This window comes from Micromonospora sp. WMMC415 (genome assembly GCF_009707425.1).
Classification (GTDB): domain Bacteria; phylum Actinomycetota; class Actinomycetes; order Mycobacteriales; family Micromonosporaceae; genus Micromonospora.
Genome location: NZ_CP046104.1, coordinates 3,132,157 through 3,156,431 on the forward strand (window position 1 = coordinate 3,132,157; position 24,275 = coordinate 3,156,431).

The following is a 24,275-nucleotide window of genomic DNA, read 5'->3' on the forward strand; positions in this document are numbered from 1 at the left end:
TCAGTCTCCTGGTCCGGTGATGGCCGCGTCGGGCAGGGCACGGGCCCAGGTGACGTCGGCCGGGGTGTACGGGTCGGTGGCGCAGGTCAACACGGCGGCGGCCCGCCCGCCGTCGAGGACGGCGGTCTGCGCCCCGAGCGCGGACAGCGCGGACGCGGCGTGTTCGGCCCGGCGCAGGACCTCCGTGTCGCGGCCCTTGTTCCCGGTGGCGGTGACCGCGACGGTGACGGTGCGCCACAGCGGGTCCCGCCGTGCCGCGAGGTCGTCGAGGAAGTCGGCGTAGTCGCGGGCGGCGTCGGCCAGGGCCGGGTTGGCGATCGTCTCGGCGTTGTCGGTGATGCGCTGGGCGTGGCTGGACAGGTCGACCCGCTGGGCGGAGATCACGATCTGCACCGGTCCGGACAGGGAGTTGAGCCACCTGCCGTAGCTGCCGATCAGGGCGGCCTGCTCATCGCCGGTGCGCAGCCCGATGTTCACGGTCGTGCAGGCGACCAGCGCCACCGCGTGCGACCCGGCGTCGACGACGCCGGTGTCGCTGATCGCCTTGGCCGGCAGCCTCAGCACCGGCACCGGCACCGCCGTAGCGGGCGTCTCAGTGCTCGGCGCCCAGGCCGGTGCCGCTGTGGGCCGGCCGGCCGCGGCCGGGGCCAGCCGCTTGGGGCTGCGGGTGTGCCGCACCGCCGACAGCAGCCAGGCGTCCATGGACAGCCCGTCGCGGCGGCCCAAGGCGAGGACGATCGCCGCCCCTGCGAGGGGGGTGAGGATCGCGATGAGCACCGGCTGTGGCAGCAGAGTCCCGACCGCTCGGAAGATGCCGTAGCCGATCACTCCGGCCACGGCCAGGATGGCCAACTGCCGGGCAGTCAACCCGTAGACGATCTTGTCGGGGGTGTCGACGTCGGCAGGAATTCGGGCGTGTGGGGTGATGTCATCACTCGGGCGCATCGTCGTCTCCCCGTGTGGTGCCAGCGGCACGGGCGTTCATCGCCCGGGTGTAGAGGTCAACACCGTCGGCGATCTCGGCGGCGGTGTACGGGTGGATAGGCCGACCGGTGGGCCAAGCGATGGCGACGATGGTGGAGGTTTCGTGCGCAGCGTCGAACAGTTCAGTGACCTCGTCGTGAAGGCGCGAGGTGTGGCGATCGGCTGTCATCAGGGTGCCTTTCGGGAGGGCGCGCCGGCGCGGGCTTTCATGGCGCGGGTGTAGAGGTCGACGCCGCCCGCGAGTTCGTCACGGGTGTATGGGCGTACGGGCCGGCCAGTCGGAGAGGCGGTGCCGGTCCGGCCGGGACCGGCACCCGCCGGCCGCGGCAACGGCCGGGGCGCCGCCCCCGAGCGAGGTGTCGGGGACGGCGCGGAGGGCACGGCGGGGCGAGTGCGGCCCCGCCTCCGCCTCAGTTCACCGGCCACGGCCGATTGGCCCCACCGGCGCCCGCACCGCCGCCGCCGGCGCGGCCCGCGCGTCCGGCGCGGTCGGCGGCCCCCGTGGCGCTCCGACCGCCGCTGAACGCGCGGGAGATCCCGCGGGTCAGCTGCTGCACGAGCACGACGCGCAGGATCATGCCCATCGCGTTCGGCCGGGTTTGCGTGATATAGCGGCGCATCAATCCGGGGATCTTGACGACGCCCCACAACAGGCAGACGACGATGAGCAGGTTCATGATCGCGGCTGGTTCGCCGCCAGGTATCGGCAGGCCGAGCACGCGCAGGTTGCTGTCCGGGTTGAGGAAGACCCTCAGCGTGGTGTGCAGGGCGACCGCCTGGATCACGACGATGCCGAGCGTGCCGAGGATCGTGCGCCACCACAGTTTGGCGGCGCCTTCGGTCTGCGGTGTGCCGTGCAAAGCAAGGGCGATGGGTGAGATGCCGACGGCGACGACGAGCACCCCGAGCCGGATGATCCACTGCACGAGGAGGGTGCCGGTGAGCACCGCGATCAGCAGGCCGATCAGCAGCAGCAGAAAGCTGACTGGGTTGGCGCCGACTTGGCCGTCCAACGCGCTGACCGTGGTGGCGCGAAGCTGTTGCATCGAGCCGGGTGCGGTGATGTCCTGGCTGGTCAACGCGGCCGTGAATGCGTTGGCCAGCCCGATGACGGTGGAGCACACGGGGATGGCGAAGTTGGCGGCGATCAGGCCGATGACCAGGCGAGGGATCAGCTCGCCTGGCCCGACCTGGGACTGGATGGTGTCGCGGCCCATCACCAGGATGGCCGTCCACAGGAACGCCAGCACGTAGCAGACGTTCACGATGCCCAGCGACGTGCTGGCGAACGCGGTGACCTGCGGCAGCACGGTCACGTCGGGGCTGACGAACGCGGTGACCGCCAGCAGCTCCCATAGGGCGTTCAGCGCGCCGATCACGGTCTCGGCGAACCAGGTGAGGATGGGGCCGATGATCTGGTCGGCGAGCCAGCCGCCCATCTCAGCCCCCGATCCAGCCCTGCACGACCGCGAGCAGGATCGGGGCGAGAACTGCCAGGGCGTAGCCGATGAGGGCGTTCTTGAACGCGGAGTTGGACTTTTCGATCTCGGTCGGGTCGCCGCCGGCGGCCAGCCGGCGCAGGCCGCCGATGGTCAAGAACAGGGTCGCGACGCCGACCAGCAGCCCGATGATCCAGTTCGTGATGTTGCTGATGATGACCGGCAGCGAATTGGCGGCCAGGATCTGCGGCTCGGCCGCGTACGCCGGAGCCGCCGCGGTCACGGTCGCCAGGAGTGCGACCGTGACCGCGGTGATGCGGTAGATGATGCGGCGGAACATGATGGGCACCTCCCGCCCCGCGTGCGGGGCTCGAGTCGGATTTGGGGTGCGCCACCGGGGACCGGGGCCGGCCGTGGGAGCGTCGCTCCTTCCAGCCATGAGGTGATCGGGTGCGAACACGGCCACTCAGGCCGGCCGCGCCCCGATCCCCGGGGCGCCGACGCCGGCCGCTTCTCGGTCCGATGTCTTGCCCACGAATGCCTGCTGTTGGGTAGCCAACACGACGTCCGCCGCCGCGGGGCCACCCAACAGCGACCCAACAGCCCGTCGCTGGTGGGTCGCACCCGCAGCACCGACTCGCTGTTGGGCGGCTGCCATTCGCTGTTGGGTCGCGGCGACCCGTTGTTGGGTCGCGACACCGCGGCGGCGGGGCCGTAGCGGCACGAACGCGAGGGAGCCCTCGCGGATCGCCTCCACCAGGCGGCGTTCGGCCTTCAACCGCCACGACGAGGCCAGGCTGGACGTGATGCCGATCCGCGCCGCCGCCTGGGCGAGAGTGGCGTGTTCCAGCCGGGTCGCGGCGATCAGGTTCGCCTCGTCGGCGTCGATGACGCCGGCCGCGACCGCCCTGGCGAGGACCAGGTCCGGGTGGTCCCACGGCTGGATAGGCGCGATCGGCCCGGTCGCGTCGGTGTGGATGAGCTGGGCGTCGGAGTCGGCGTCGCGGGCCTTGCGGGCGGCGCGCAGGCCGGCGTCGATGAGCCGGCCGACCACCCGCGGCGGCTCCAGGTCGATGGTCTTGAGCCGTTCGACGAACCCGACCAGCAGTTCCGCGTCCAGGTCACGGGTGTCGCCGCGCCACCCCGCAGCGAGCATCCCGGCGACGTGACGCAGGCCCGGCATGGCGATACCCACCGCGGCCACGACCCAGGCCGGGCCGTCGCGGCGGGCGCGGATGACCAGCTCACGCCACACCGCGTCGCGGACCTCGACGCTGGCCTGCGGTGCCAGCAGCAGCGTGCGGAGCCGTTCCAGCGGCAGGATCTCATCGGGTAGGCCGTCGAACCCTCGGCCGTCGAATCCGACGTGGGTGGGCGGCTGGACCAGCAGGGTGAAGGCACGGTTGGCCGCGGCCAGCGGCGACGACGGCCAGGATCGTGTGGACATGGCATCCCTTGCGAGGCGTTGGCACCGCACCTTGACGGCGGTGCGAGACCTCAATCCGCGCATGGCTACCGAACAGCCCAGGATCACGCGAATGGGTCCGGGGACCTGTTGGGCCTGCTCAGGGGGTATGTCCACCCAACAGCCAACAGGAGTACGCCGCCCGGCATCGTAGGGCGCGGCGGCCCAACAGCGCAGCTCAAGGCCCCTGTTGGGTGCTGTTGGCCGAGGGGGCTTGACCCCTGATCCTGGACACGGGTTTATGCGGCCGGGGCCAGCGTAGCTGGCGCTGGCCGGGTGTTCTTCTCGTAGGTGATCGGTGGTTGTTGTCCGAGGCGGGAGTGGCGTCGGAGGGTGTTGTAGCGGTGCAGCCAGCGGAACGTGGTCAGTCGTGCTTCGCGTTCGTCGGTGAAGGCGCGGCGGCCTTGTAGGGTTTCGCGTTTGAAGGTGGCGTTGAACGACTCTGCGGCGGCGTTGTCGGCGGAGCTGCCGACCGCGCTCATCGACTGCCGGACCCCTGCCGTGGTGCAGGCCTCGGCGAAGGCCCGGGAGGTGTATTGGGCTCCGTGATCGGTGTGGATGATGGCCCCGTGCAGGCTGCCCCGGGTGCGCTGGGCGGCGCGGAGGGCGTCGATGACCAGGTCGGTGCGCATGTGATCCGCGATCGCCCAGCCGGCCAGGCGCCGGGAGTGCAGGTCCAGGACGGTGGCCAGGTAGAGGAAGCCGCGCTCCCCGACCGGGATGTATGTGATGTCACCGACGTAGCGCTGGTTGACGGCGCCGGCGGTGAAGTCCCGGCCGATCAGGTCCGCAGCCTTCGCCGCGGCCGGATCCGGCACCGTCGTACGTGTGCGCCGCCGTAGGCGCAGCCCTTGCACGCCGAAGCGGCGCATCACCCGGGCGACCCGCTTACGGTTGACCGCCAGACCGGCATCACGGAGTTCAGCGGTGATCCGTGGTGCTCCGTAGGTGCCGTCATGCTCGGCGTGCACCGCCCGGATCCGGCCCACCAAAGCGACGTCCGCGGCATCCCGGGCGGCCCGCGCTTCGGCGCCCGAGCGCCAGTAGTAGAAGCTCGAGCGGGACACCCCGATGACCTGACACAACCGCTTCACGCCGTAGCGCTGCTGATGGTCGGCGACGAACTGGAAGCGGTTCACCAGCGCGTCTCCCCGGCGAAATACCGGGCCGCCCTCCGCAGAATGTCCCGTTCCTCCTCCAACTCGCGGACCCTGCGCCGCAACGCGGCGTTCTCGTCCTCCACCGACCCGGCCGCCGGCGGCGCCGCCGGCCCGGCCGCCGCACCTCGACGCTGATCATCGGCGCGGACCCAACTGCGCAACGTCTCCCGGTTGACCCCGAGATCATCAGCGATCTGCGCGATCGTCGCCCCAGGCCGAGACCGGTACAACGCGACCGCGTCAGCCTTGAACTCGGCGGGGTAGTGCTTGTTCACCATCTGTCAGGGACTCCTGATCTCCCCGGACCATCACGATCCAAGGCTCAAGTGTCCAGGACCAGGGGGCAACTCCCGCGTCGCCCAGCGCAGTCAGCTGGTCAACAAGGGAGGCGGGCAGGGCAGGGTTACGGGCCAGGCCGCAGCGCAAGTCCCGCAGTCGCTCCTCATCGGCGAGCGTCCCTGCTTGATCGGTCCTGCGCCCCCGTGGGTGGCTTGTCATGGGAGCGCCTGTCGGCGAGAACCTGCGAGGTCCGGCCAACTGATCAGCTGTGACCGCATCATGCTGGCCGTTGTCTTGCCGATCGGCGGGCCGGACCGCCGTACAGATGCACACGCTGATCAACGTCACGGTCAGCGACGGCGCTGAGGAACAGGTCCGGTCGAGGTGACGCGGACGCGACGTGCACCGTCCAGGCCTCGTAGTACCAGCGGGCGGCGCAGGCGCAACCGGTGAACCGGAAATTGGCCCGGTAGCGGCCGTACTGACCAGGCTGGAGCGTGTACATCCGGTAGGACGTGCGCCAAGCCGGGTACGCGGCCCCGGCTGGGAGACGCTCAATGACCGCTCCGTCTGCGGTGAGGTCGACATGCAGCCCGACCGCCTGCACCGCCTGAACACCCGAACCGACGGACGACGCCCGCCGGTAGCCGTCAGCCTCGTCAGCCAGAACATCGTGCACGACGAACGTCTCGCCCGCCGGTAGCGGCGGAAGTTCATACGCCTCCGCGACCGACCGACGTCGCACAGCGTGCGCCGCCCCGCGGGCGTGGGCACCCCAGCGGACCCGGACACGTTGCACGACGAGCACGGCGACCAGGATGCTGGACAATGCTGGGTAGCGCCACCACGTTTCGGCAGTCCGACCCTGACCAGAGGCACGCTCACCTCCGTGACAAATCGCGCGCCGATCTTCGCAAATGTGGGTGATAGTTTCCGCCGCGACAGCTTCAGCACTGGCGAGGGCTGGACAGGCGGCAGTCGGTGATCACTGCTTCGGATCTCAGCTGCGTAGGCGGCGGTGACCTGCGTAGAGTGTCGCGGCATCAGCGTGTAGCTCAGCCAGAGAGAGCACCGGGCTGTAATCCCGGAGGGCGCGGGGGCAGGGCCCGCCACGCTGGCGTGAGCGACAACGACATCCGCGTCGGCATGGGCTTCCCACTGGGCCAGCTGGCGCGTGCCCTGACGACCGCCGGGACGCATGAGGATGCGGCCACCCGTCAGCGGGCGGAGCTGCGGGTACGCCGCTGGCAGCAGGTCGTGACCGGGATGGCCGCAGGACGGCTGGACATCGGTTCGCGTACCCCGGTGAGAGGTCTGCCGGCATGGGTGACGCCGGAGGTGGTCCACGGCGGGTTCGCGACCGGGGCGCCGGCGGCGGACGGTCCGCTGCGCCCGGACGAGACCGACCGGGCGCAGCGGCTGGGCCTGCCCGCCGACCGCCGGGCGTTGTATTGGTCCTGGTTGACCGACGCGGGATTGGAAGAGCTGGGCGAGCTGCTCGACAGCGGCCGCTACCGGGTGGAGTACGCGGAGGAGGCGGCGCTGCCGGTGGTGGCGTGGCTGCTGCGCGCCGGCGACCGCGACGGCGCCCTGGGCGTTCTGGAGGAGATCGAACCGTTCGCCGACCGGCTGCGGTTCACCCCGGCTCCGAGCGATCAGCGCGCCGGCGACCCGGACGTCGTGTATCGGCAGACGGCGGGCGACGTGCGCCGGATCCTGGAGCAGCGGCAGCCGAATGCGCAGATCGAGACGATGCGTGAGGCGCTGACGGTGTGGAATCCGTTCGCCGACGAGTTGCTGACGTTGTGGTGCGAGACCACCGACGGCGGCCGGATCGGCGCGGTGACGCCGGACGGCTGGCTGCCGCGAGCCGTACAGCTGCTGGCCCGCTACCAGCACCTCGCCGCCGAGCACACCCTCTGCAGCAAGCATTGCAACCCGAAGGGCAGCATCGGCGTACTGCGAACCGGGCTGGAGCGACGCGTGGCCGGAGCAGAGCTGAGGCCGCGCGAGCGTGGCCTGGTCCAGAGCGTGGTGGATGGGATGCTGCGCAAGCGCGGCCGTCCGGGCAGCGCCGAGCACACTGCGGTACGCCGGCAGCAGGCCCGCGAGGCGGCGCTGCCCCGCCACCATCAGCTCGCGCAGCTGGTCGCGGCCCGGCTGGCCAGCCTGCCGAAGGACAGCGGTATCAGCAATGTCGACCACGTGCTGCGCCCAGCCGACGCTGACGAGGCCCACCTGGCGGGTGTGGTGGCGGGCTGGCCGACGCCCCGCCCGGTCGCCCGGGTGGTCGCGCGCGCCGCCGCCGGAACCCTGGAGCAGCTGATCGAGCGCGGCGTCATCGCCTCGGCGGAGGAACTGGCGCGGCTCACCCCGCGGTTGGCGGCGGCGACCGCAGCTTCGGCATACCCGGACCCGGCCCTGCGCATCCTGATGGACGCCACCTACCGTACCTTCCGCAATCGCCGCTCCCTGTTGCTGCTGAACCTGGAGCACCAGGTACGCCTGGCCGAGCTGCCCTGGGTCCAGGCGGTCGCGTCCGCCCAGATCGACACCAGCGACACCCGCGACCAGGCGAGGCGCACCCTGGTCCGGCTGGCAACCGCCGCGGTCTGCGGGTTCCCGGCCACGGTGCTGCCCAACCCGCTCGTCGGGGAACTGTCGACGCTGTCGAAGCAGGCGAGCCTGCAGCTGCCGTGGGTCGAGGAACTCGCCGCCGACATCTTCATGGGCACGTTCTCGGCGAAGTTCCTCCAGGCGGCCACACTCGCTGGCCGGCGGCTCGCGGACAGCCTGTACGCGCGGTACTACGACATCGACTACCCGTCCATCGCCGCGATCGACGACACCAGCCGGCGGCTGCTTCGGCGTACCCGGACTTCGGACGCATTCGATCAGCTGTGCCGCGACCGGGCCGGCGCCTCAGGCAAGCGGTCGTGGTTCAACGTCGCGGCCAACGGGATCATCATCGAACAGGCGCAGATCCTGACCACGCACAACCTGGCCACGATCGCCGAGCTCGGCATCGACCTGCCCTCGACGGACCTAGCGAAGCAGTGCATGGACACTGTGCTGCGGCTGACGGCGCGCATCCACCACAACCCCCGGCCGCTGGGCACCGTCAAGAACACCGCGTACTCGTGGCGACAAATGCTGTTCTTCCTGTCGCTGTCCTCCTGGGAGGAGCAGACCGGCTTCCCGGCCTACGCCGAGCAGCGGCTGACCACCCAGCCAAACCACGTGCGGACCCGGATTGCGCCCGCCGTGACCGGACTCGCGCACGTGATCAGCGGTGGAAAGTTCGACGCGGACGGCAGGGCCGGCACCGGCCGACGGCTGCTCGGCTGGACCACGACGGGGCACTGGATGCTCGACCCGGGACCGCGGGACTGAGGTTCAGCGAGCCGAGGGCTCGGTGTGGTGGGCTACGTGCTCCTGCTGGCGGGTGCCGACGTGGACGCCCGCGACGGGCGAGGGCGGCGGCCGGCGTTGATGTACGCGGTCGAACGCGACGAGCAGCGGGTCCTCGCGGCGCTTCTGCTGGGCGTTGCGACCATCGGCCCTATCCGACGAGACGGCCGCCCAGCATGAGCAGCATCGGTCCGCGGTGCTGGCGGAACTCGCCGACCGGTTCGGCCCCGACCGCGGGCCGTGACCTGAGGTTCACCTGGGAGCTCTGACCGAGTCGGGCGCGAGGCTGGTGTTGGTGTGTAGGGCGTGTCCTGTCGATCATGGAAGAATAAGCTGGCCGTTCTGGCTCGAATCTTGACTTGGTTGTGGCCGACATGGGGGACAAGTTCGGTGCGGACGGCTTCCGCGAACGGTCGTCGGGTACACCTGAGGTCGTCGGGGCCGCCGCGCGAGCACGTCAACGTGAAGCCCGAGGGCTGGGTCGGGGATGTCAGGCCGATGCCGGCAGGGATCGCTGCATCGTGCAGTGCCTGATCTCCACCCTGCTTCAGTTCCTTGGCCAGAAGTCCGGGTCGACCAGCGTTAACACGCGAACGAACCGGAGTGGGCGCGGTGGGTGGGAACCGTCACGGTAGGTCGGTCAGGTTCAGCCGGTACCACGCACTGTCGATGAAGACATGCAGGTCGGCGCCGCGGCCAACGATGCGGGCGCGGTCCGGCAGTGGTCGGTCGTCGGGCAGCGTGAGTCGGTACGGCTTGAAGTGGCCTTGGTCGAGGTCACCGACGAGCATCCGGCCGTGGTGTTCCCGGTATCCGCCGACGAGCGCGCACCGGGTGCCGTCGGTGATCAGGGCGTTGGCGGCGGAGCCGCTGCCGGGCCATGATCGGACGGTGTTTTCGATGCGTACGACCGGGAAGCCAGAGTAGTACGAACTCCAGGCGGTTTCACCGGCGACGTTGAGCGCGTAGCAGTCGTCGATCGGGTCGAGGTCGTCGGTGGGGAAGTGCCACTCGGGGTGCAGGTTCTCGGTGAACCGGACGATGCCGGTCGCCCCGACCGGTGCGGGCCCCGGTCCACCCCAACCGAAGTTGCCGCACACACCTTCGTCGAAGTAGCCGACCCAGATCTTCCCGGAGACGGTGGCGAGCACGTGTTCGATGCCGTCGCCGAGGGTGCCGCGGCGAGTAACCGTACCGTCGGCGTCGACGATGATCGCGTTGCGGTCGGCGCCTTCGGGTCGCCACCGGCAGCGGGACCCGACCACCAGGATCCGACCCTCCGGCAGCGGCTGGACATGACAGTGCGCGAGCGTCAGGTCGGCGATACGGACCGCCGAGGTGAGCTGCGGGGCATACGTCGCCACGTGAACCGGCACACCGGCATCTGTGGTCGGGTCGGGGAACGACGACCAGCCTGGCCGAGTCGTGCGCGCCTGCAACGTTCTGCGGCCGGACGCGGTGGACCACATGGCGATCGCCTCGTTGTGCGGCCCCACCGACACCGTCACCAACGCGTCGCCGCGGTCGATGGGCCTCATCTGTCCGTGGGAGCGCAACCGCACGCTGCGCCGGGCGGACTTGGACTTGGCCACCGTGTCTACCTCCGCCGCCAGAACGTCGCACGCCACCAGTACAAGGCGGTGCGGTCCGTTGGCCATCCAGTCTCCTGAACGCCGGTGGGCTCGAACTGATCCACCCCGGGTTCGACGGGCCGCCAGCCCGGCTCGACCGGCTCGTCAGGCAGCGGCTGGCGAACATGCCGCACGAGGCGTTCCTCGGACGCCCCGATCCGGGCGAACGTGGCCTGGGCCTCGATCAGCGACGGCTTGTTCGCACCGCCGGACCAGTCCGGCCAGCGCAGCTGGATCTGATCGTCTTCCCAGAAGCACACCGGGCAGATTTCATACGAGCCCGGTCCTTCAGCGAAGGTCAAGTGCCCGCAGCACGGACACGGGAAGACGCCGCTCACGATGTAGATCATGACGGGACGGACGACCCCGCCGCAGCCCCGTTCCTACCGCTAACGGCGGCCCACGGGCGCGCACCCCCCGTTGGGCTACCGGGGCCGGCCCGGTAGCCGCGGACGGCGGTGATGGTAGGGCGATCGCTGGAAAGGTCGTGGCGGCACCGGCACACAGGTGGTGGTGCGACCGGTGCCGCGACGACGGCGCCCAACAAGCGCCACGGCCGGATGCGCCGGTCGCAGCGCTCTCAGTAGGGCGACGAGCTGCGGGTGATGGGACGCCTGCGGCGAGGAGCCACGATCGCTATGGCGGGCGGGTCGGCGTGCGGGCGGCGGGGCAGAGTCGCTCGTACTCCGAGATCATCACCACCGGCTCCGCGGCTTGCAGGTCGGGGGAGCGCGGTGGTCGTCCTGGTCGGGTAGCTTCGCCGGGTGGTTGATCGAGCGGTGCGACCCGGCGATGTCGCCGTGATGAGGTTGTCAGACGGCGGATTCGGGGCATGTCAGGTCACAGGCGTCGATGGCCGTGTGACCTCGGCGTATGCGCTGCGCTGGCACTCGGTGGATCGGCCGAGCCTGGACGAGCTGCGTGGCGTCGAGCCGCTGATGCTTGACCATCATGCCCATCACGGGCGCCTTGCTCACTTGTCGATTGGCAGCTGGCATGCGGTGCCGCCGGGGTTCGCGTGGATCGGCAACCTGCCCGTTCCTGAGGGTGTGCCGGCGTTGTCGAACACGTACTCGGGCTGGCAGTCACTTGCCGACGATGTGGTCAGGCAGCGCCGCTGGGACCGAGAGCTACCGGCGGCAGCGAAGGCCGCCTACCGTGCGGCCGCCACTCGCGGTGAGGTCGACGTCGACTTCGGCGCCGGGACCGCGACGCTCGGCGCGGCCACGCCTCGACTACTGGACCTGAGCGGTGCAGGGTCGATGCCGGTGCCTACGTCCGGGCCGGTGCGATGGTCCGCTCTCGATCAGCTGCCCCGCTGTACGGCATTGACGTGGGCCGGCCCGGACCGGGGCCTCGCCCGCGCGTTGGCAGACCACCCGATTGTCTCGTCACTGACGTGGCGGGACGCCCCGCCGGTCGTGGATCTGACCGACACCGGTCTGCAGCACCTGTCGCTGTCCGGTGCGGATGTTCGCGAGGTGCGGCTGCCCCGTGGCCTGCACGGCCTTGAGCTGGCGGCAGCGGACCCGGGTCTGGCCGTGTACGCGGCGGACGGTGGCCGATGGCTTCATCTCATCCTGACCGGTGCTGATGCGGAAACGACGGTTCCTGCAGGCCTGCACGGTGTTCGAGAGGTCGCCCTGGACGGTGGCGGCACCATGTTCGTCAATGCCGTGCGGGAACTGAAGAAGCTGGAGAGCGTCCGGATCCACTGGCGCAAGCCACCGGGTCAGCTGATCGACGCCGCTGCTCTGGCCAGTCTGACTCGTCTGGCTGTCATCGAGCTTGTCGATGGCTACGGCCTGGACGCGGACACACTGCCTGAGCTGACCTCGCTGACGCAGCTGAGCATCAGCGGTCTACGCCGATCGATCGTGCCCGACTTTAAGGCCCGCTACCGCGGCACCGGGGTGCGCCTGGTCATCGAGGGCGCGAAGCCCGACACGTGGCTGGCCGCCAACCTGAACACCCGTTCCGGGACTGGGTCGACGACGACGCCCGAGGTGGAGCCGCCGCCTGCAAGGCATACGCCAGCGCGGTCCGCACCCTTGACAAGCTTCTGCAGGACCGTGATCGGCGAGCCGACGAAGCTGAATTGGCTTTGCGCACCCTGGTTGAGGCGCTCAACACGATCGACCAGAAGTACGAGATCATCGACACGCTGCGCCGAGAGGAAGCCTTCGACGCGTTCGTGGAACTCGCCACCCGGGCTGAGGTCCCAGCGCATCTGGCCGACCAGTGGTTCGACGAGTGGCGTGACTTCTAACTGACTCCATGCGGGCCTACTCACTGAGGCGCAGCGCAGCGCCATCTCGCCACGCCGCGAAGGCAGCCGCCGATGATGCGTACGTGTTCGTCGGCAAGCGGGACGCCGGAACCCATCCGATCTCCGCGCACTTGTGCGGTTCGGCGTTGACCGGTCGGCCGTAGCGTGCGGGCTCGTACACAGCGGCGAAGACCAGCCCCACGCGACCCTGGCCGGCCCGGCTGCGGTGATGACCGTGGCGGCGAGTCGCACCATGCCGCGGTCCAGCCACGCACCGATCTCCTCCGACGTCTCGCGCACGACTGCGGTGACCACGTCCTCACCGGCTTCGAGTTTTCCGCTCGGCAGCACCCATCGACCGTCGGCATACCCCGTCCCCTGCCGAAGACCGAGCAGGACACGATCGCCGTCAGCAAGCAGGAGCAGCACGTCGACCCGGTGCATGGGAACCGTCACGACGCCCGACCGTAGCGGCGCAGCGCCGGACGGGTCTACTTCACTACCGGATCGGACATCCGTTCGAGTAACGCTGCCGTTCCTCGCTACAACCAGGTTGAGCCGACACACCAGCCCCACCTACGGTTTCGAGGCAACGAATCAACGACAGCAGCCCCCGAGCGGGCCCTCTCCCCGGGGAACCGCGAAGCACATCGAAGATCAAGATAGGAACGTCCGCCTGATGGATTCCGTGCCGAACGACGGCGCTGTTGACGATGAGCGCTTGCACTACCTGCTGGGGCTGCAGACCGAGTTGCCGTCGCTGGACTACAAGCAGAAGTACGACCTCGGGACGGCCGGCAAGTCAAGGTTCGACTTCGTCAAGGACTGCGCGGCCATGCTCAGCCGCCCACACGGCGGGTACCTCGTCGTCGGAGTCGACGACCGAGGCCAACCGGTCGCCTCCGGCCTGCGCGCCGCGGACTTCGACTCCAGCCGGCTACGGGACATGCTCGCCAAGCACCTCGAAGGCAGCATTGACGTGCGCAGCGCCGTCCATGAGGTCGACAACATTCCAATCGCGCTGATCTACCTCGCACGACGAACCGACGGACTGTTCCCGATCGTCAAATCGGACTTCACCTACACCGAGCCGGGCGGCACCCAGAGGACCGCTCTACGGGCCGGCGACGTGTACGTCCGCGACGGAACCAGCACCCGCCGCTGGAGATCGGCTGACCTCCCGTCGCTGCTGACCCCGTACGTCGAAGCCGCTCGCCGCGAGGAACGCGCCCGAGTAGACGACATCGTGGCAGCAGTCCGGCAGCAGTACCGCGGCCTGGAGGCCGCGCTCGGTCCAGCCACCGCACTAACCTGGCAACTCGGCCAAGACGACTTCGACACCGCCGTCATCGAACTGTCCCGCCGACATGATCAGGCACCGATCCGGCTCCTCGGCTTCGACATTGCTCGGGATGGCTGTGCGTTGCTCGACGACCCCAGCGACGACGCACCGGGCCGGCTGCAAGATCTCCTGGACCGGGCCGTATCCGCGCTCGCCTACGGCATCGTCCTCGATGACAGGAACCTGGCCGAACGACTCACCCGCGCACTACACCAGATCTACACCCATGGGCTGATCATGGATCAACCCCGTACCGATGCCGCCGCCGCCATCCAACTCACCATCGTGGCGCGCGTACTGGCGGCCATCGCGCTCGCCGTGCGCATCGAGGCATGGTGGGCAGTCCGGCCCCTCACGCTGCAACCAGTCGGCACCGAGCCTGGCGCGTACGAGCGGGCTTCCTGGCTCCGACACGCGATGGTATGGAACTCTCGGTGGAACACTGCCCCCACCAACGCCGACGGGCACCCCATCCCCGGGGTTCTGATCGCCCAAGCCCGCGAGATCATCAGCCGAGTCCCAGCACTTCGCCGCGACGTCGCCGCACCGGTCGGCGCGTTCGTAGTCGGCGAAACACCACAACGCGGCGACACCTTGTTGGACTCGCTCTGCCAAGCCGACCTGTTGTGGTGCCTCGTCGCGTTCCTACACGGCGGCAAGCACGGCACCCGCGACTTCTACACCAGTTTCGCTGCCCTGTACGAGCATCGTGTCCAGCCGATGGTTCGTCGACTGCTCATCGATGATCCCGTCGTCGCGGGCGTGTTCCCGGACACCACACCCGAGGACCTACGAGAAGCCCTCGCCGACGTCCTGAAAATGGCAAGCAGTGAGGGAGCTCGATTCGGGCACTTCGACTTCGGCCTACGTGACCTAGCCTGAAGGATCTGGCCCAGCCGAGGGCGTCGCCGGACTCAGGCTCTCGCGGCACGATCGTCGCGGTCCGCCAGGAACTCGCGGTATGCCGCCGGGCCCCGGCGAAGCGCCACTCGCGCTTTGGGCGACAGCCGACGCTGAGCGGCGTTGAGGATCACACCGGCTGCCTCGACACGGGCCTCGGTGAGCCGTTGTCCGGTCGCCGCGTAGTGGTGGTCCATCGCCCAGCGCTGCTGTTCGCTGATCATGGGTTCCTCCGGTTTCTCAACGGCCTGGATTGAGTGGGCCTGCCCCGATTTGACGGACATCCGAGATCAGGGGACCTGGGGTCTCCGGGAGGATGTCCAGCATCATGGAGAGCGTGGGTAAGAAGCGGTCGAGGCCTCGGAGGGCGTTCACGCCCGAGTTCAAGGCCGAGATCGTCGAGTTGTGTCAGCGCGGCGATCGCACGGTCGGGCAGGTCGCGAGGGATTTCGATCTGACTGAGACCGCGGTCCGGCAATGGGTCAAGCAGGTCGAGCTCGATGCCGGCACTCGGTCGGACGGGCTGACCAGCGACGAGCGAGCGGAACTGGCCCGGCTGCGGCAGGAGAACCGGCGGCTGCAGCAGGACGTCGACATTTTGAAACGAGCGACGGCTTTCTTCGCGAGGGAGACCCGGTGAACGTGTACCCGTTCATCGAGGCGGAGCAGGCCGGCAAGCACAACGTCAAGCGCGCGTGCGAGCTACTTCAGGTCTCCCGATCCGCCTACTACTCCCGTGGCGAGCAGAGCACCCGGGCCCGCGTCGACGAACAGCTCACCGAGAAGATCATCGAGGTGCACGCGGCGTCGAACGGCACCTACGGGGCACCACGCATCCACGCCGAACTCGCCGACGCCGGTCTGCGGCACGGCCGTAAACGCATCGCCCGCCGGATGCGCGCCGCCGGGATCCGCGGCAAGAGCCCCCGCCGGTGGCGGGTCACCACGATCCCCGACCCGACCGCGGCGACCCGGCCCGACCTGGTCAAGCGAAACTTCGCCGTCGACCCGGCAGCGATCGACACCCGCTGGTGCGGCGACATCACGTACATCAACACCTGGGAAGGCTGGCTGTATCTGGCCACCGTCATCGACCTCGCGTCACGGCGTGTCGTGGGCTGGGCCGTCGCCGACCATCTCAAGACAGACCTGGTCGACGCCGCTCTGACCGACGCGCTACGACGCCGCCGGCCCGGTGACGGCCTGGCCTTCCACTCCGATCGCGGCTGTCAATACACCAGCGCGCAGCACGCCCGCCTCGCGAAACGGCACGGCGTGCGGCTGTCAGTCGGCCGGAGCGGGCAGTACTGGGACAACGCGGTGGCCGAGTCGTTCTTCGCCACCATCAAAACCGAACTCATTCACCGGCAGTCCTGGCCCACCCGCATCGCGGCCCGGCAGGCGATATTCGAGTACATCGAAGGGTGGTACAACACCCGCCGCCGACACTCCAGCCTCGGCTACCTCAGCCCCGCCGCCTACGAAAACGGCGCCAGCGTCCAACTGCTACCCGCCCTCAAGGTAGCCTGAAGATCAACACACCGACCCTGTCCGTCGAATCGGGTCAAGCCCATGCATGCTCAGGGCAGCCTGTGGCGGAGGATCTTGCCGAGCGCGTTGCGCGGCAGGGTCTCGACCCAGCGCCACGCGCGGGGCCGCTTGTACGGCGCCAGCCGCTCGGTGCACCACTCGGTCAGCTCACGTTCCAACACCGAGGCGTCGACCGCGTCGGCTGGTACGACATGCGCCACGACCATTTCTCCCCACTCGGCCGACGGCCTGCCAACGACAGCCGCGTCGGCGACGCCGGGATGGGACCGCAGCGCGTCCTCCACTTCCCGCGGGTAGACGTTGTACCCACCGGTGATGATGAGTTCCTTGGCCCGGCCACTGATGCGCAGGTACCCGTCGTCGTCGAGGACGCCCAGGTCGCCGGTGCGGAACCAGCCGTCGTTGGTGAACGCCTCGGCGGTCGCCTGGGGCCGGTCGAGGTAACCGCCGAAGACGTTGGGCCCGGCGACCTCGATCTCGGCGACGCCACCCTCGCGGGGCGCCAACCGCACCGACACCCCGGGCAAGGGCAGGCCGACCGTGCCCGGTCGGCGCGGCCCGTCGTACGGGTTGGAAACCAGCATGATCGTCTCGGTCATGCCGTAGCGCTCCAGGATCCGCTGGCCGGTGCGCTCGCGCACCGTGTCGTGCAGGTCGGCCGGCAACGGGGCTGATCCGCTCACCGCCAGCCGCAGCCTGCTCAGGCCGTCCAGGTACGGCGACGCGGCGAGCCGGTGGTACATGGTGGGGACGCCGAAGAACATCGTGGCACCGGCGTCGATCGCGGAGGCGATCGCGGCTGGCTCGAACCGCGGCACGAGCAGGAGCGAACCGCCGGCGACGAGCGCGCCGTGCAGCCCGACTCCGAGCCCGTGGATGTGGAACAGCGGCAACGACAGCGCGAGCCGGTCCTCCGGTGTCCAGCGCCACGCCAGCCGCACCGCGTGCGCGCTCGCGAGCAGGTTCGCGTGACTTAGCACGGCACCTTTCGGTTTGCCGGTGGTGCCCGACGTGTAGACGATCAGCGCCGGATCCGCCGGCGCGACGCGGTCGAGCGGCGTCGGCTGCGAAGCCGGCAGACCGGCCAGGTCCGGCGTCGTCGCAGTGATGTCCGGTGCACGGCCGACGTCGTCGAGCACCGCCAGCGACGGCTGTGAGTCGGCGGCGAGGTTGGCCAGCTCGATGGCGGTGTACGCGGTGTTCGCCGGCACCACGGTGAGCCCGTACCGCAACGCGGCGAGGTACGCGACGACAAGTTCCACGCTCGGCCCGGCGGACACGAGGACGCGGTCGCCGGGCGACAGCCCGGCCGCCGCGTACCGGCCGGCGGCCGCGGCGGTGAGCTGTTCGAGCTCGGCGGCGGTCACGCTTCGCCCGGACGGAGTGGCGATGACCTCGGCGCCTGGATTGGCGGCCCACCGCGCGGTCCACGCTCCGGCGAGCGTGGCGCCGAGGCCGAGGTCCGCCTCGACGCCGGGTGCCAGGTGCGCCGACCAGTGCGGGGCGAACAAGACCGTCATGGTGCCACGTAACCCGTCGGGTCGGTGCCGAGGTCGACGATGGCGGCGACCGGTCCGCCGCCGTCGGGTCCCTGATGCGCGGCGGACACGGACACGAACACCGCCGGGTCCCCGGTCACCGACGCGGTCACCCCGCCGACGCAGGACTTGATCTGCCGGTGCCAGTGCACATCGGAGTCGTCGAGCATCGCGTTGCGGCGGCCGCGGACCATGCCGTCGGAGGACACCTCGCACTTGAGGAACACGTTGACCAGCCGCCCATCGAGGTCGCTGTGGTGGGGGCGGTCGGGCATGTCGAGCCCGGCGTCACGGATCGCCGCCCAGATGCCGTCGGCGTCGATAGCGTCGCGCATCACGGCGTGGCCGATCCGGTACCGGCCGCCGACGCCTTGGACGTTGCCGACTACGACGACCTGCGCCTGGTCCAACTCGACCCCGGACGAGCAGCTCGCGACCGACGAGAACAGCGAGCGGTCGTGCATCACCGCGTCGTCGTCGGGCATCTTGATCTCACCGAGAGCGACGGCGATGCCGAGCGCGGTCGTGCCGTTGGACAGGTCCATCGACTCGTGCGTGTGCTCGGTCCAGACATCCTTGCCGCGGCTCTTCGCGTCGCGAATGGTGTGAATGGTCAGCAGCGGCGTCTTGGTCTGAACGTAGTGCACGTGGGCGGGGTCGGTGATGCCGGCACGTTCCATCGCCTCGGTTACCGCGGCGGCAACCTTCTCGATCATGCCCCGTCGGCCGATCTCCTCGGGCAGGATCGGCTCGCTCATCGCGAACCCGACGGTCAGCCGCGGCTCGTCGGTCGCCTCGGCCGACTCGGCGGGCACCGTCGCGAAGATCGTCGCGTGCGGCGAAATGACGCCGTCGGTGCCGCCCGACCAGACGATCGGGATGCCGGCCACCTCCTCGACGGTACGGCTGCCGCGCGCCACCAGCACCTCACGAAACGCCCGGTCGGCGATGATCCGGGTGTAGTCGTTGACGCCGCCGTTGCCCTCGGTCTTGCCGATGATGGCGATGACCCGATCGGCGTCGAGCACGCCGGAGTCGATCAGCTCTGCGAGACCGGACGCGTCAGACACGTGCTTGATCGGCACCTTGCGGACTTCGATGGGCTGCGGCACAGCGGTCACCTCTCGTCTTTCGCGGTCACGACGGTGCCGGCCCGGCCGGCCACCGCCTCGGCAATCTGGTCCAGCGTGCACATCACCGCGCGCCCGCCGCCCTGCTCCACGAAGCGGCAGGCGGCCTCCACCTTGGGGCCCATGGAACCGGCGGGGAAGTGCCCCTCGGCGGCGTAGCCACGCAGCTGCCTGACGTCGACCGCGCCCAGCGGCCGGGCCTGTGGGGTCCCCCAACCGACCATCGCGGCGGGGACGTCGCTGGCGATCGCGAGCACGTCCGCGCCGATCGCCCGGCCGAGCAGCGCGGCGCTGAGGTCCTTGTCGATGACCGCCTCGACCCCGCGCAGGCTGCCGTCGGCATTCCGCACGACCGGGATGCCGCCACCCCCGCCGGCCACCACGACGTACCCGGCGGCCAGCAGCGCGGTTACGGCGGGCGCCTCCAGCGCCTCGATCGGCTCGGGGGAGGCGACGACCCGGCGCCAGCCCCGGACGCCCCGGTCCTGCCACACCTGGCCGTGATCGATCATGACCTGCGCCTCGGCTCGGGGCAGGTACCGGCCGATCGGCTTGCTCGGCGCCGCGAACCCGAGGTCCTGAGGATCGACGAGAGTCCGGCTGACCAGCGCGGCCACCGGCGTGCGCAGGTGCCGGGCCAGCGCGTTCAGCAGGATGAAACCGATCGTGCCCTGGGTCTGCGCGCCGCACCAGTCGAGCGGCACCGGCGGTACGACGGCAGCGGCCAGCTCGTTCTTGACGAGCAGGTTGCCGACCTGGGGGCCGTTGCCGTGGGTGACGACCACCTCGGCGCCGGCGGCGACGACCTCGGCGATCCGCTCCGCCGCACGCTGCACGGCAGCGATCTGATCCTCCGCGCGGGCGAGGCCGTCCGCGGAGGTCATCGCATTGCCACCGAGGGCGACGAGCACTCGCACGGATGGACTCTAAGAAGGTTCCGACGGCGATGCATGGGCAACATCAGCCGAATGAGGCAGCTCTGTTCGGCAACAGTTCGCGCCCATTAGAGTTGACGCTGCCGCGCTCGACGGCGTCGATCAGACCGCGTCTGCGGAGGTTCTCGGCGACCTGCGTGAACTCGCCGGCGATGACGGCGACGCGCCGTCCGCCGAGTCGGCCCGCGCCGGTGATGACGGCCTCGTCGACGCCCGCAGTCTGGCGCGCGGTCGCCAGCGCGGCCGCGTAGTCGGGGTCGAGCGGGGCCGGGTCGGTGACGGGTTCGTCCCACGGCTCCCAGGTTCCGGGCTCGATGACCAAATCGATCAGGTCACGCGCCGATCTCCTCACACCCGGTCGACCTCCGCCCACGGGCGACCGCCGGAGAGCCGCGCGTAGCCGGGACCGCGGTCGAAGAACGGCTGGTCGCCGGTGCGCCGACTCCGCAGCGTCGCGCGGAGTGCGTCCGAGGCCGCCTCGTCGACCCGGTCACCGGCCATGACGACACCGTAGTCGTCGCGCGCCCCGGTCACGCTCACCTTGCCCCACGCCACGTCCCGGGCCACCTCGTCGTACGGGCGGGTGAGCGGATCGCCCCAGCCGCCGCCGCCGGTGGTGCGGATCCGGATCACCTCGCCGGCCCGTACCGGCTCGGCGTCGGCGAGCGCGTCCACCTCCCGCTCGTTCGGCCCGCCCGGGTCGATCACCACACTGAACGGTCGGCCGGCCTGCCCGCCCTTGACGCCCCAGCAGGACAGCACCGACCGGTCGGCGATCGACATGGAGTTCGCGTCGCGCAGCATCCGGATGTGCTTGTCGTAGCCCAGGCCGCCGCGGTAGCGGCCGGGACCGCCCGAGTCGACGGCCAGGCCGAGCCGCTCCACGACGAACGGCCAGCGGGACTCGGCGAACTCGACGGGGATGTTCCGCGAGTCCGGTACGACGTGGATCGTGTCCTCGCCGTCGGCGTAGTACCGGCCGCCCGAGCCGCCGCCCAGCACCTCGCGCATCAGGTAGGGGCGGCCCTCGGCGTCGGTGCCGTAGACCCCGGTGTACCGGATGGTCTCCTGGTCGGCCGGCATCCGACCGTCGACCGCCTTGGCCAGCACTCCGGCCAGCACCCCGAGCAGGCGCAGGATGACGAACGTGCGCGCGTTCGTCGGCGCCGGGAAGACCGGCGTCAGCAGCGTCCCCGGTGGTGGGAACCGCATCTCGATGAGCGGCACCACGCCCTCGTTGACGTCCAGTTCGGCCATCCGCTCGGGCGTGTCCGCGAGGTTGCGCAGGATCGGCGCGAGCCACTTCTTGAGGAAGTTACCGTCCGCGTAGTCGCCGCAGTGGTTGATCGGCCCCTTGGCCTGTGGTGAGGTGCCGGTGAAGTCGATGATCAGCCGGTCGGGCACCTTGGTCAGCGTGATCCGCTGGGTGTGCAGTCGGGGCTCGTCGACACCGTCGTGCTCGGCGTAGTCCTCCCAGACGTACGTCCCGTCGGGGATCTTCGCCAGGATCTCGCGGCGGAACGTCTCGGTGGTCTTCTCGACGATCGCGTCGAAGCACGCCTCGACCGTCTGGCGGCCGTAGCGCGCGAACAGGTCGGTCAACCGCCGCGCGCCCATCAGGCAGGCCGCGCACTCGGCATCGAGGTCGGCCGCTAGCGAGTCGGGCATCCGCGAGTTCCGGGTCATGATCTTCAGCGCCGCCTCGTTGGGCACCCCGGCGTCCCGCAGCCGGATCGGCGGCACCATCAGACCCTCTTCGAAGACGCTGGTCGCGCCGGAGGGCATCGAGCCGGGGCAGGCGCCGCCGATGTCGTCGTGGTGGCCGAACGCCTGCACGAACGCGACGACCTCGCCGTCGTGGAAGACCGGCACGGTGACGCACAGGTCCGGCAGGTGCCCGATGCCCCCTTCGGACAGGTAGACGTCGTTGTGGAAGAACACGTCGCCGGGCCGCATCGTCTCCAGCGGGTAGTCGCGCGCCACCGGGTGCACGAGTGCCGAGTAGGAACGGCCGGTGAGCTTGCGCAACTTTCGGTCGTGGATGCCGGCGCGGTAGTCGTGCGCGTCGCGGATCATCGGCGAGCGCGCCGTACGGCCGATCGCCGTCTCGACCTCCCGCTCGATCGAGGCCAGCGTGCCCTCGACGATCTCCAACACGATCGGGTCCACGTTCACGAGTCGTCCCTCCCGTCCCAGCTGGCGTCCACCAGGGTCAGCACCAGGTTTCCGTAGGTGTCGACGGTCGCGGTGAAGCCGGGATGCAGCGGCACGGTCGAGCCGTACTCGTCGATCACCGCCGGGCCCTCGACCGTGTCCCCCGGGCGCAGGTCGTCGCGCGAGTAGATGGGTGTGTCGGCGTACTCGTCACCGAAGCACACCCGCCGGAACGTGGGTTGGGCCGCCGGGCCGGCGTCGAGGCTGGGCAGGGTCGGACGCCGGATCGGGCCGATCCCGGTCACCCGGAGGTTCACCCACTCGACCTGCTGCTCCGGCCGGTGCCGGAAGCAGTAGCCGTAGAGCTGTTCGTGGGCGTCGTGGAAGCCCGCCACCACCGCGTCCGGATCGAGGTCGTCGACCGGAACCCGCACCTCGAACGCCTGCCCGTAGTAACGCAGGTCCGCCGAGCGGACGTACCGGTGCTGGTCGCGGGGGAAGCCCTCGGCGTCCAGCGCCTCGGCCGCGCGGCGCGTCAGCACGTCGAAGTGCCCCTGTACGGCGTCGACGTCGAGGTTGGCGTGCCGGGCCACGTACGTCTGCACGTAGTCGTTCTTCACGTCGACGGTCAGCAGGCCGAACGCGGACAGGTTGCCCGGATTGCGCGGCACCACCACCGCGCGCAGCCCGAGGATGTCGACCAGCCGGCAGGCCAGCAGCGACCCAGATCCGCCGAAGGTGGTGAGGGCGAAGTCGCGGACGTCCAGGCCGCGCTTGACGGTGACCTGGCGCAGCGCGTTCGCCTGGTTCCAGGCGGATATCTCCAGGATCCCGGTGGCCGTGGCCTCCAGGCTCAGTCCGAGCTTGGCGCCGAGCGCCGCGAGCCCGTCGCGGGCGGCCTGGACGTCGAGCGGCACCTCGCCGCCGAGCAGGTGCGGCGGGATCCGGCCGAGCACGGCGTGCGCGTCGGTCACGGTCGGCTCCGAGCCGCCCCGCCGGTAGCAGAGCGGCCCCGGGTCGGCTCCGGCCGACCGGGGGCCGACCTTGAGGGTGCCTTCGGGGGAGAGCCATGCCACCGACCCGCCGCCGGCGCCCACCGTCACCACGTCGATCATCGGAATCTTCGAGGGGTACGCGCCGATGCTGCCCTCGGTCGTCAGGGTCGGTTCGCCGTGCAGCACGACCGACACGTCGGTGGAGGTGCCGCCCCCGTCGAGGGTCAGCACCCGATCGAAGCCCGCCGTGCGGGCCACCAGCGCCGCGCCGAGCGCGCCGGCCGCCGGGCCGGAGAGCACCGTGGTGATCGGCTGCTTCGTCACCTCGTCGGCGGAGAGCACCCCGCCGTTCGACTTCATGATGTAGAACGGCGTGTCGCCCAGGCGCTGTTTGATGCTCTGGACGTAGCGGCCGACCCGGGGCTTGACGGCGGCGTCGATCAGAGTGGTCATTGCCCGCTCGTACTCGCGGTACTCGCGCAGGACCTCGCACGACACCGAGACCACCGCGGCGGGGTGCTCCTCGGCGAGGATCTCGCGCATCCGCAGCTCGTGCGCGGGGTTGGCGTACGCGTGCAGGAAGCACACCCCGATGGTCGTGATGCCGTTGCGGGCGAACCACCGGGCCGTCTCGCGGGCCTGGTCCTCGTCGAACGGTCGCAGTTCGGCGCCAGTGTGGTCCAGTCGGCCGCCGACGGTCTTCACAAGGTCGGCGGGGACGATCCGGGGCGGCTTCACCCAGAAGTAGCTGTTGCCATACCCGTCGGGCACGCTCTGCCGGGCGATTTCGAGCAGGAACTCGTATCCCTCGGTGGTGATGAAGCCGATCCGGTCGATCTTGCCTTCGAGGAGCTGGTTGGTGGCGACGGTCGTGCCGTGGCAGACCGCGACGATGTCGACGGCGTCCTCCGGGAGCACCTTCCGCAGGCCGGTCAGAAACCCGTCGGCCGGGTCGGCCGGCGTCGACGGCGTCTTGGTGGTGAACACCTCGCCGGTGTCCTCGTCGAAGGCCACCACATCGGTGAACGTGCCCCCGGTGTCGATGCCCACCCGGACGCGGCGACGTTGCTCCGGCATGTTCGCTGTCCCTTC

Annotated in this window: 22 protein-coding genes, 1 tRNA gene and 1 pseudogene; 7 read left to right on the top strand and 17 right to left on the bottom strand. The window is 70.1% G+C overall.

Annotation, left to right across the window (positions count from 1 at the left end; genetic code table 11):
* The 7 genes from GKC29_RS14925 to GKC29_RS14955 all read right to left on the bottom strand — a co-directional run bounded on the left by GKC29_RS14925 (position 1) and on the right by GKC29_RS14955 (position 6,135).
* Positions 1–945 (bottom strand): PrgI family protein, encoded by a 945-nt coding sequence (locus GKC29_RS14925; RefSeq protein WP_155331411.1) that lies wholly within the window; start codon positions 943–945, stop codon positions 1–3.
* The gene (locus tag GKC29_RS14930; protein ID WP_155331412.1) at positions 932–1,153 is read right to left on the bottom strand and encodes a hypothetical protein; all 222 of its coding nucleotides are present in this window, start codon (positions 1,151–1,153) and stop codon (positions 932–934) included. Before GKC29_RS14930 ends, GKC29_RS14925 begins: the two co-directional genes overlap by 14 nt.
* Before the next feature lie 241 nt (positions 1,154–1,394).
* Complete coding sequence (locus tag GKC29_RS14935; protein WP_155331413.1) at positions 1,395–2,423, bottom strand: hypothetical protein; 1,029 nt, start codon at positions 2,421–2,423, stop codon at positions 1,395–1,397.
* A gap of 1 nt (position 2,424) precedes the next feature.
* Positions 2,425–2,763 (bottom strand): pilin, encoded by a 339-nt coding sequence (locus GKC29_RS14940; RefSeq protein WP_155331414.1) that lies wholly within the window; start codon positions 2,761–2,763, stop codon positions 2,425–2,427.
* Positions 2,764–2,889: 126 nt separating this feature from the next.
* Positions 2,890–3,870, bottom strand: a complete 981-nt coding sequence (locus GKC29_RS14945; RefSeq protein WP_155331415.1) for a hypothetical protein — start codon at positions 3,868–3,870, stop codon at positions 2,890–2,892.
* 257 nt (positions 3,871–4,127) lie between these two features.
* A protein-coding gene (locus tag GKC29_RS14950) for an IS3 family transposase (RefSeq protein WP_155331416.1) occupies positions 4,128–5,326 on the bottom strand; the annotation gives its coding sequence in 2 pieces (ribosomal slippage) (positions 4,128–5,038 and positions 5,038–5,326; 1,200 coding nt in all).
* A gap of 278 nt (positions 5,327–5,604) precedes the next feature.
* Positions 5,605–6,135 carry a hypothetical protein gene (locus GKC29_RS14955; RefSeq protein WP_230689041.1) on the bottom strand — a complete coding sequence of 177 codons (531 nt, stop codon included), beginning with the start codon at positions 6,133–6,135 and terminating at the stop codon, positions 5,605–5,607.
* 236 nt (positions 6,136–6,371) lie between these two features.
* Between GKC29_RS14955 and GKC29_RS14960 the strand changes: the two genes are divergently transcribed.
* The 3 genes from GKC29_RS14960 (at position 6,372) to GKC29_RS14970 (ending at position 8,918) form a co-directional block, all read left to right on the top strand.
* Positions 6,372–6,445: transfer RNA gene (locus tag GKC29_RS14960), tRNA-Tyr, on the top strand.
* Between the two features lies 1 nt (position 6,446).
* Positions 6,447–8,720: a hypothetical protein gene (locus GKC29_RS14965; protein WP_230689042.1), complete on the top strand. Its 2,274-nt coding sequence runs from the start codon at positions 6,447–6,449 to the stop codon at positions 8,718–8,720.
* Positions 8,721–8,747: 27 nt separating this feature from the next.
* The gene (locus tag GKC29_RS14970) at positions 8,748–8,918 is read left to right on the top strand and encodes a hypothetical protein (RefSeq protein WP_155331417.1); all 171 of its coding nucleotides are present in this window, start codon (positions 8,748–8,750) and stop codon (positions 8,916–8,918) included.
* A gap of 446 nt (positions 8,919–9,364) precedes the next feature.
* Here GKC29_RS14970 and GKC29_RS14975 read toward each other — a convergent pair whose 3' ends face one another.
* A complete protein-coding gene (locus GKC29_RS14975; protein ID WP_155331418.1) occupies positions 9,365–10,276 on the bottom strand; it encodes a hypothetical protein in 912 nt (303 codons plus the stop codon).
* A 59-nt stretch (positions 10,277–10,335) separates the two neighbouring features.
* Complete coding sequence (locus tag GKC29_RS14980) at positions 10,336–10,719, bottom strand: CPCC family cysteine-rich protein (protein WP_155331419.1); 384 nt, start codon at positions 10,717–10,719, stop codon at positions 10,336–10,338.
* Between the two features lie 414 nt (positions 10,720–11,133).
* On the opposite strand from GKC29_RS14980, the gene GKC29_RS14985 reads away from it, so the two are divergent.
* The gene (locus tag GKC29_RS14985) at positions 11,134–12,642 is read left to right on the top strand and encodes a hypothetical protein (RefSeq protein WP_155331420.1); all 1,509 of its coding nucleotides are present in this window, start codon (positions 11,134–11,136) and stop codon (positions 12,640–12,642) included.
* A gap of 245 nt (positions 12,643–12,887) precedes the next feature.
* Here the strand turns inward: GKC29_RS14985 and GKC29_RS30565 are convergent.
* Positions 12,888–13,082, bottom strand: a pseudogene (locus GKC29_RS30565) (NUDIX domain-containing protein); the annotation flags it as partial.
* A gap of 235 nt (positions 13,083–13,317) precedes the next feature.
* Between GKC29_RS30565 and GKC29_RS14995 the strand changes: the two are divergent.
* Entirely contained in the window at positions 13,318–14,862 is a 1,545-nt protein-coding gene (locus tag GKC29_RS14995; RefSeq protein WP_196255610.1) for a helix-turn-helix domain-containing protein, read from the top strand.
* 32 nt (positions 14,863–14,894) lie between these two features.
* Here the strand turns inward: GKC29_RS14995 and GKC29_RS15000 are convergent, their stop codons facing one another.
* The gene (locus GKC29_RS15000) at positions 14,895–15,104 is read right to left on the bottom strand and encodes a hypothetical protein (protein ID WP_155331422.1); all 210 of its coding nucleotides are present in this window, start codon (positions 15,102–15,104) and stop codon (positions 14,895–14,897) included.
* A gap of 92 nt (positions 15,105–15,196) precedes the next feature.
* Here GKC29_RS15000 and GKC29_RS15005 point away from each other — a divergent pair, with 92 nt between their 5' ends.
* Positions 15,197–15,520 (top strand): transposase, encoded by a 324-nt coding sequence (locus GKC29_RS15005; RefSeq protein WP_155331423.1) that lies wholly within the window; start codon positions 15,197–15,199, stop codon positions 15,518–15,520.
* Positions 15,517–16,410, top strand: a complete 894-nt coding sequence (locus GKC29_RS15010; protein WP_196255611.1) for an IS3 family transposase — start codon at positions 15,517–15,519, stop codon at positions 16,408–16,410. The genes GKC29_RS15005 and GKC29_RS15010 overlap by 4 nt, the downstream gene beginning before the upstream one ends.
* 50 nt (positions 16,411–16,460) lie before the next feature.
* On the opposite strand, the gene GKC29_RS15015 is transcribed toward GKC29_RS15010, so the two are convergent.
* Genes GKC29_RS15015 through GKC29_RS15040 form a run of 6 tightly spaced genes read right to left on the bottom strand, consistent with a single transcriptional unit; the run spans position 16,461 to position 24,260 of the window.
* A complete protein-coding gene (locus GKC29_RS15015) occupies positions 16,461–17,951 on the bottom strand; it encodes an acyl-CoA synthetase (RefSeq protein WP_155331425.1) in 1,491 nt (496 codons plus the stop codon).
* A complete protein-coding gene (locus GKC29_RS15020; RefSeq protein ID WP_230688615.1) occupies positions 17,948–19,162 on the bottom strand; it encodes a ring-opening amidohydrolase in 1,215 nt (404 codons plus the stop codon). The genes GKC29_RS15015 and GKC29_RS15020 overlap by 4 nt, the downstream gene beginning before the upstream one ends.
* Positions 19,087–20,016, bottom strand: a complete 930-nt coding sequence (locus tag GKC29_RS15025; RefSeq protein ID WP_155331426.1) for a carbamate kinase — start codon at positions 20,014–20,016, stop codon at positions 19,087–19,089. Before GKC29_RS15025 ends, GKC29_RS15020 begins: the two co-directional genes overlap by 76 nt.
* A gap of 43 nt (positions 20,017–20,059) precedes the next feature.
* Positions 20,060–20,356 (bottom strand): hypothetical protein, encoded by a 297-nt coding sequence (locus tag GKC29_RS15030; protein WP_155331427.1) that lies wholly within the window; start codon positions 20,354–20,356, stop codon positions 20,060–20,062.
* A gap of 26 nt (positions 20,357–20,382) precedes the next feature.
* Entirely contained in the window at positions 20,383–22,209 is a 1,827-nt protein-coding gene (locus GKC29_RS15035) for a hydantoinase B/oxoprolinase family protein (protein WP_230688616.1), read from the bottom strand.
* A complete protein-coding gene (locus GKC29_RS15040; RefSeq protein ID WP_155331429.1) occupies positions 22,206–24,260 on the bottom strand; it encodes a hydantoinase/oxoprolinase family protein in 2,055 nt (684 codons plus the stop codon). Before GKC29_RS15040 ends, GKC29_RS15035 begins: the two co-directional genes overlap by 4 nt.
* Positions 24,261–24,275 lie beyond the last annotated feature (15 nt).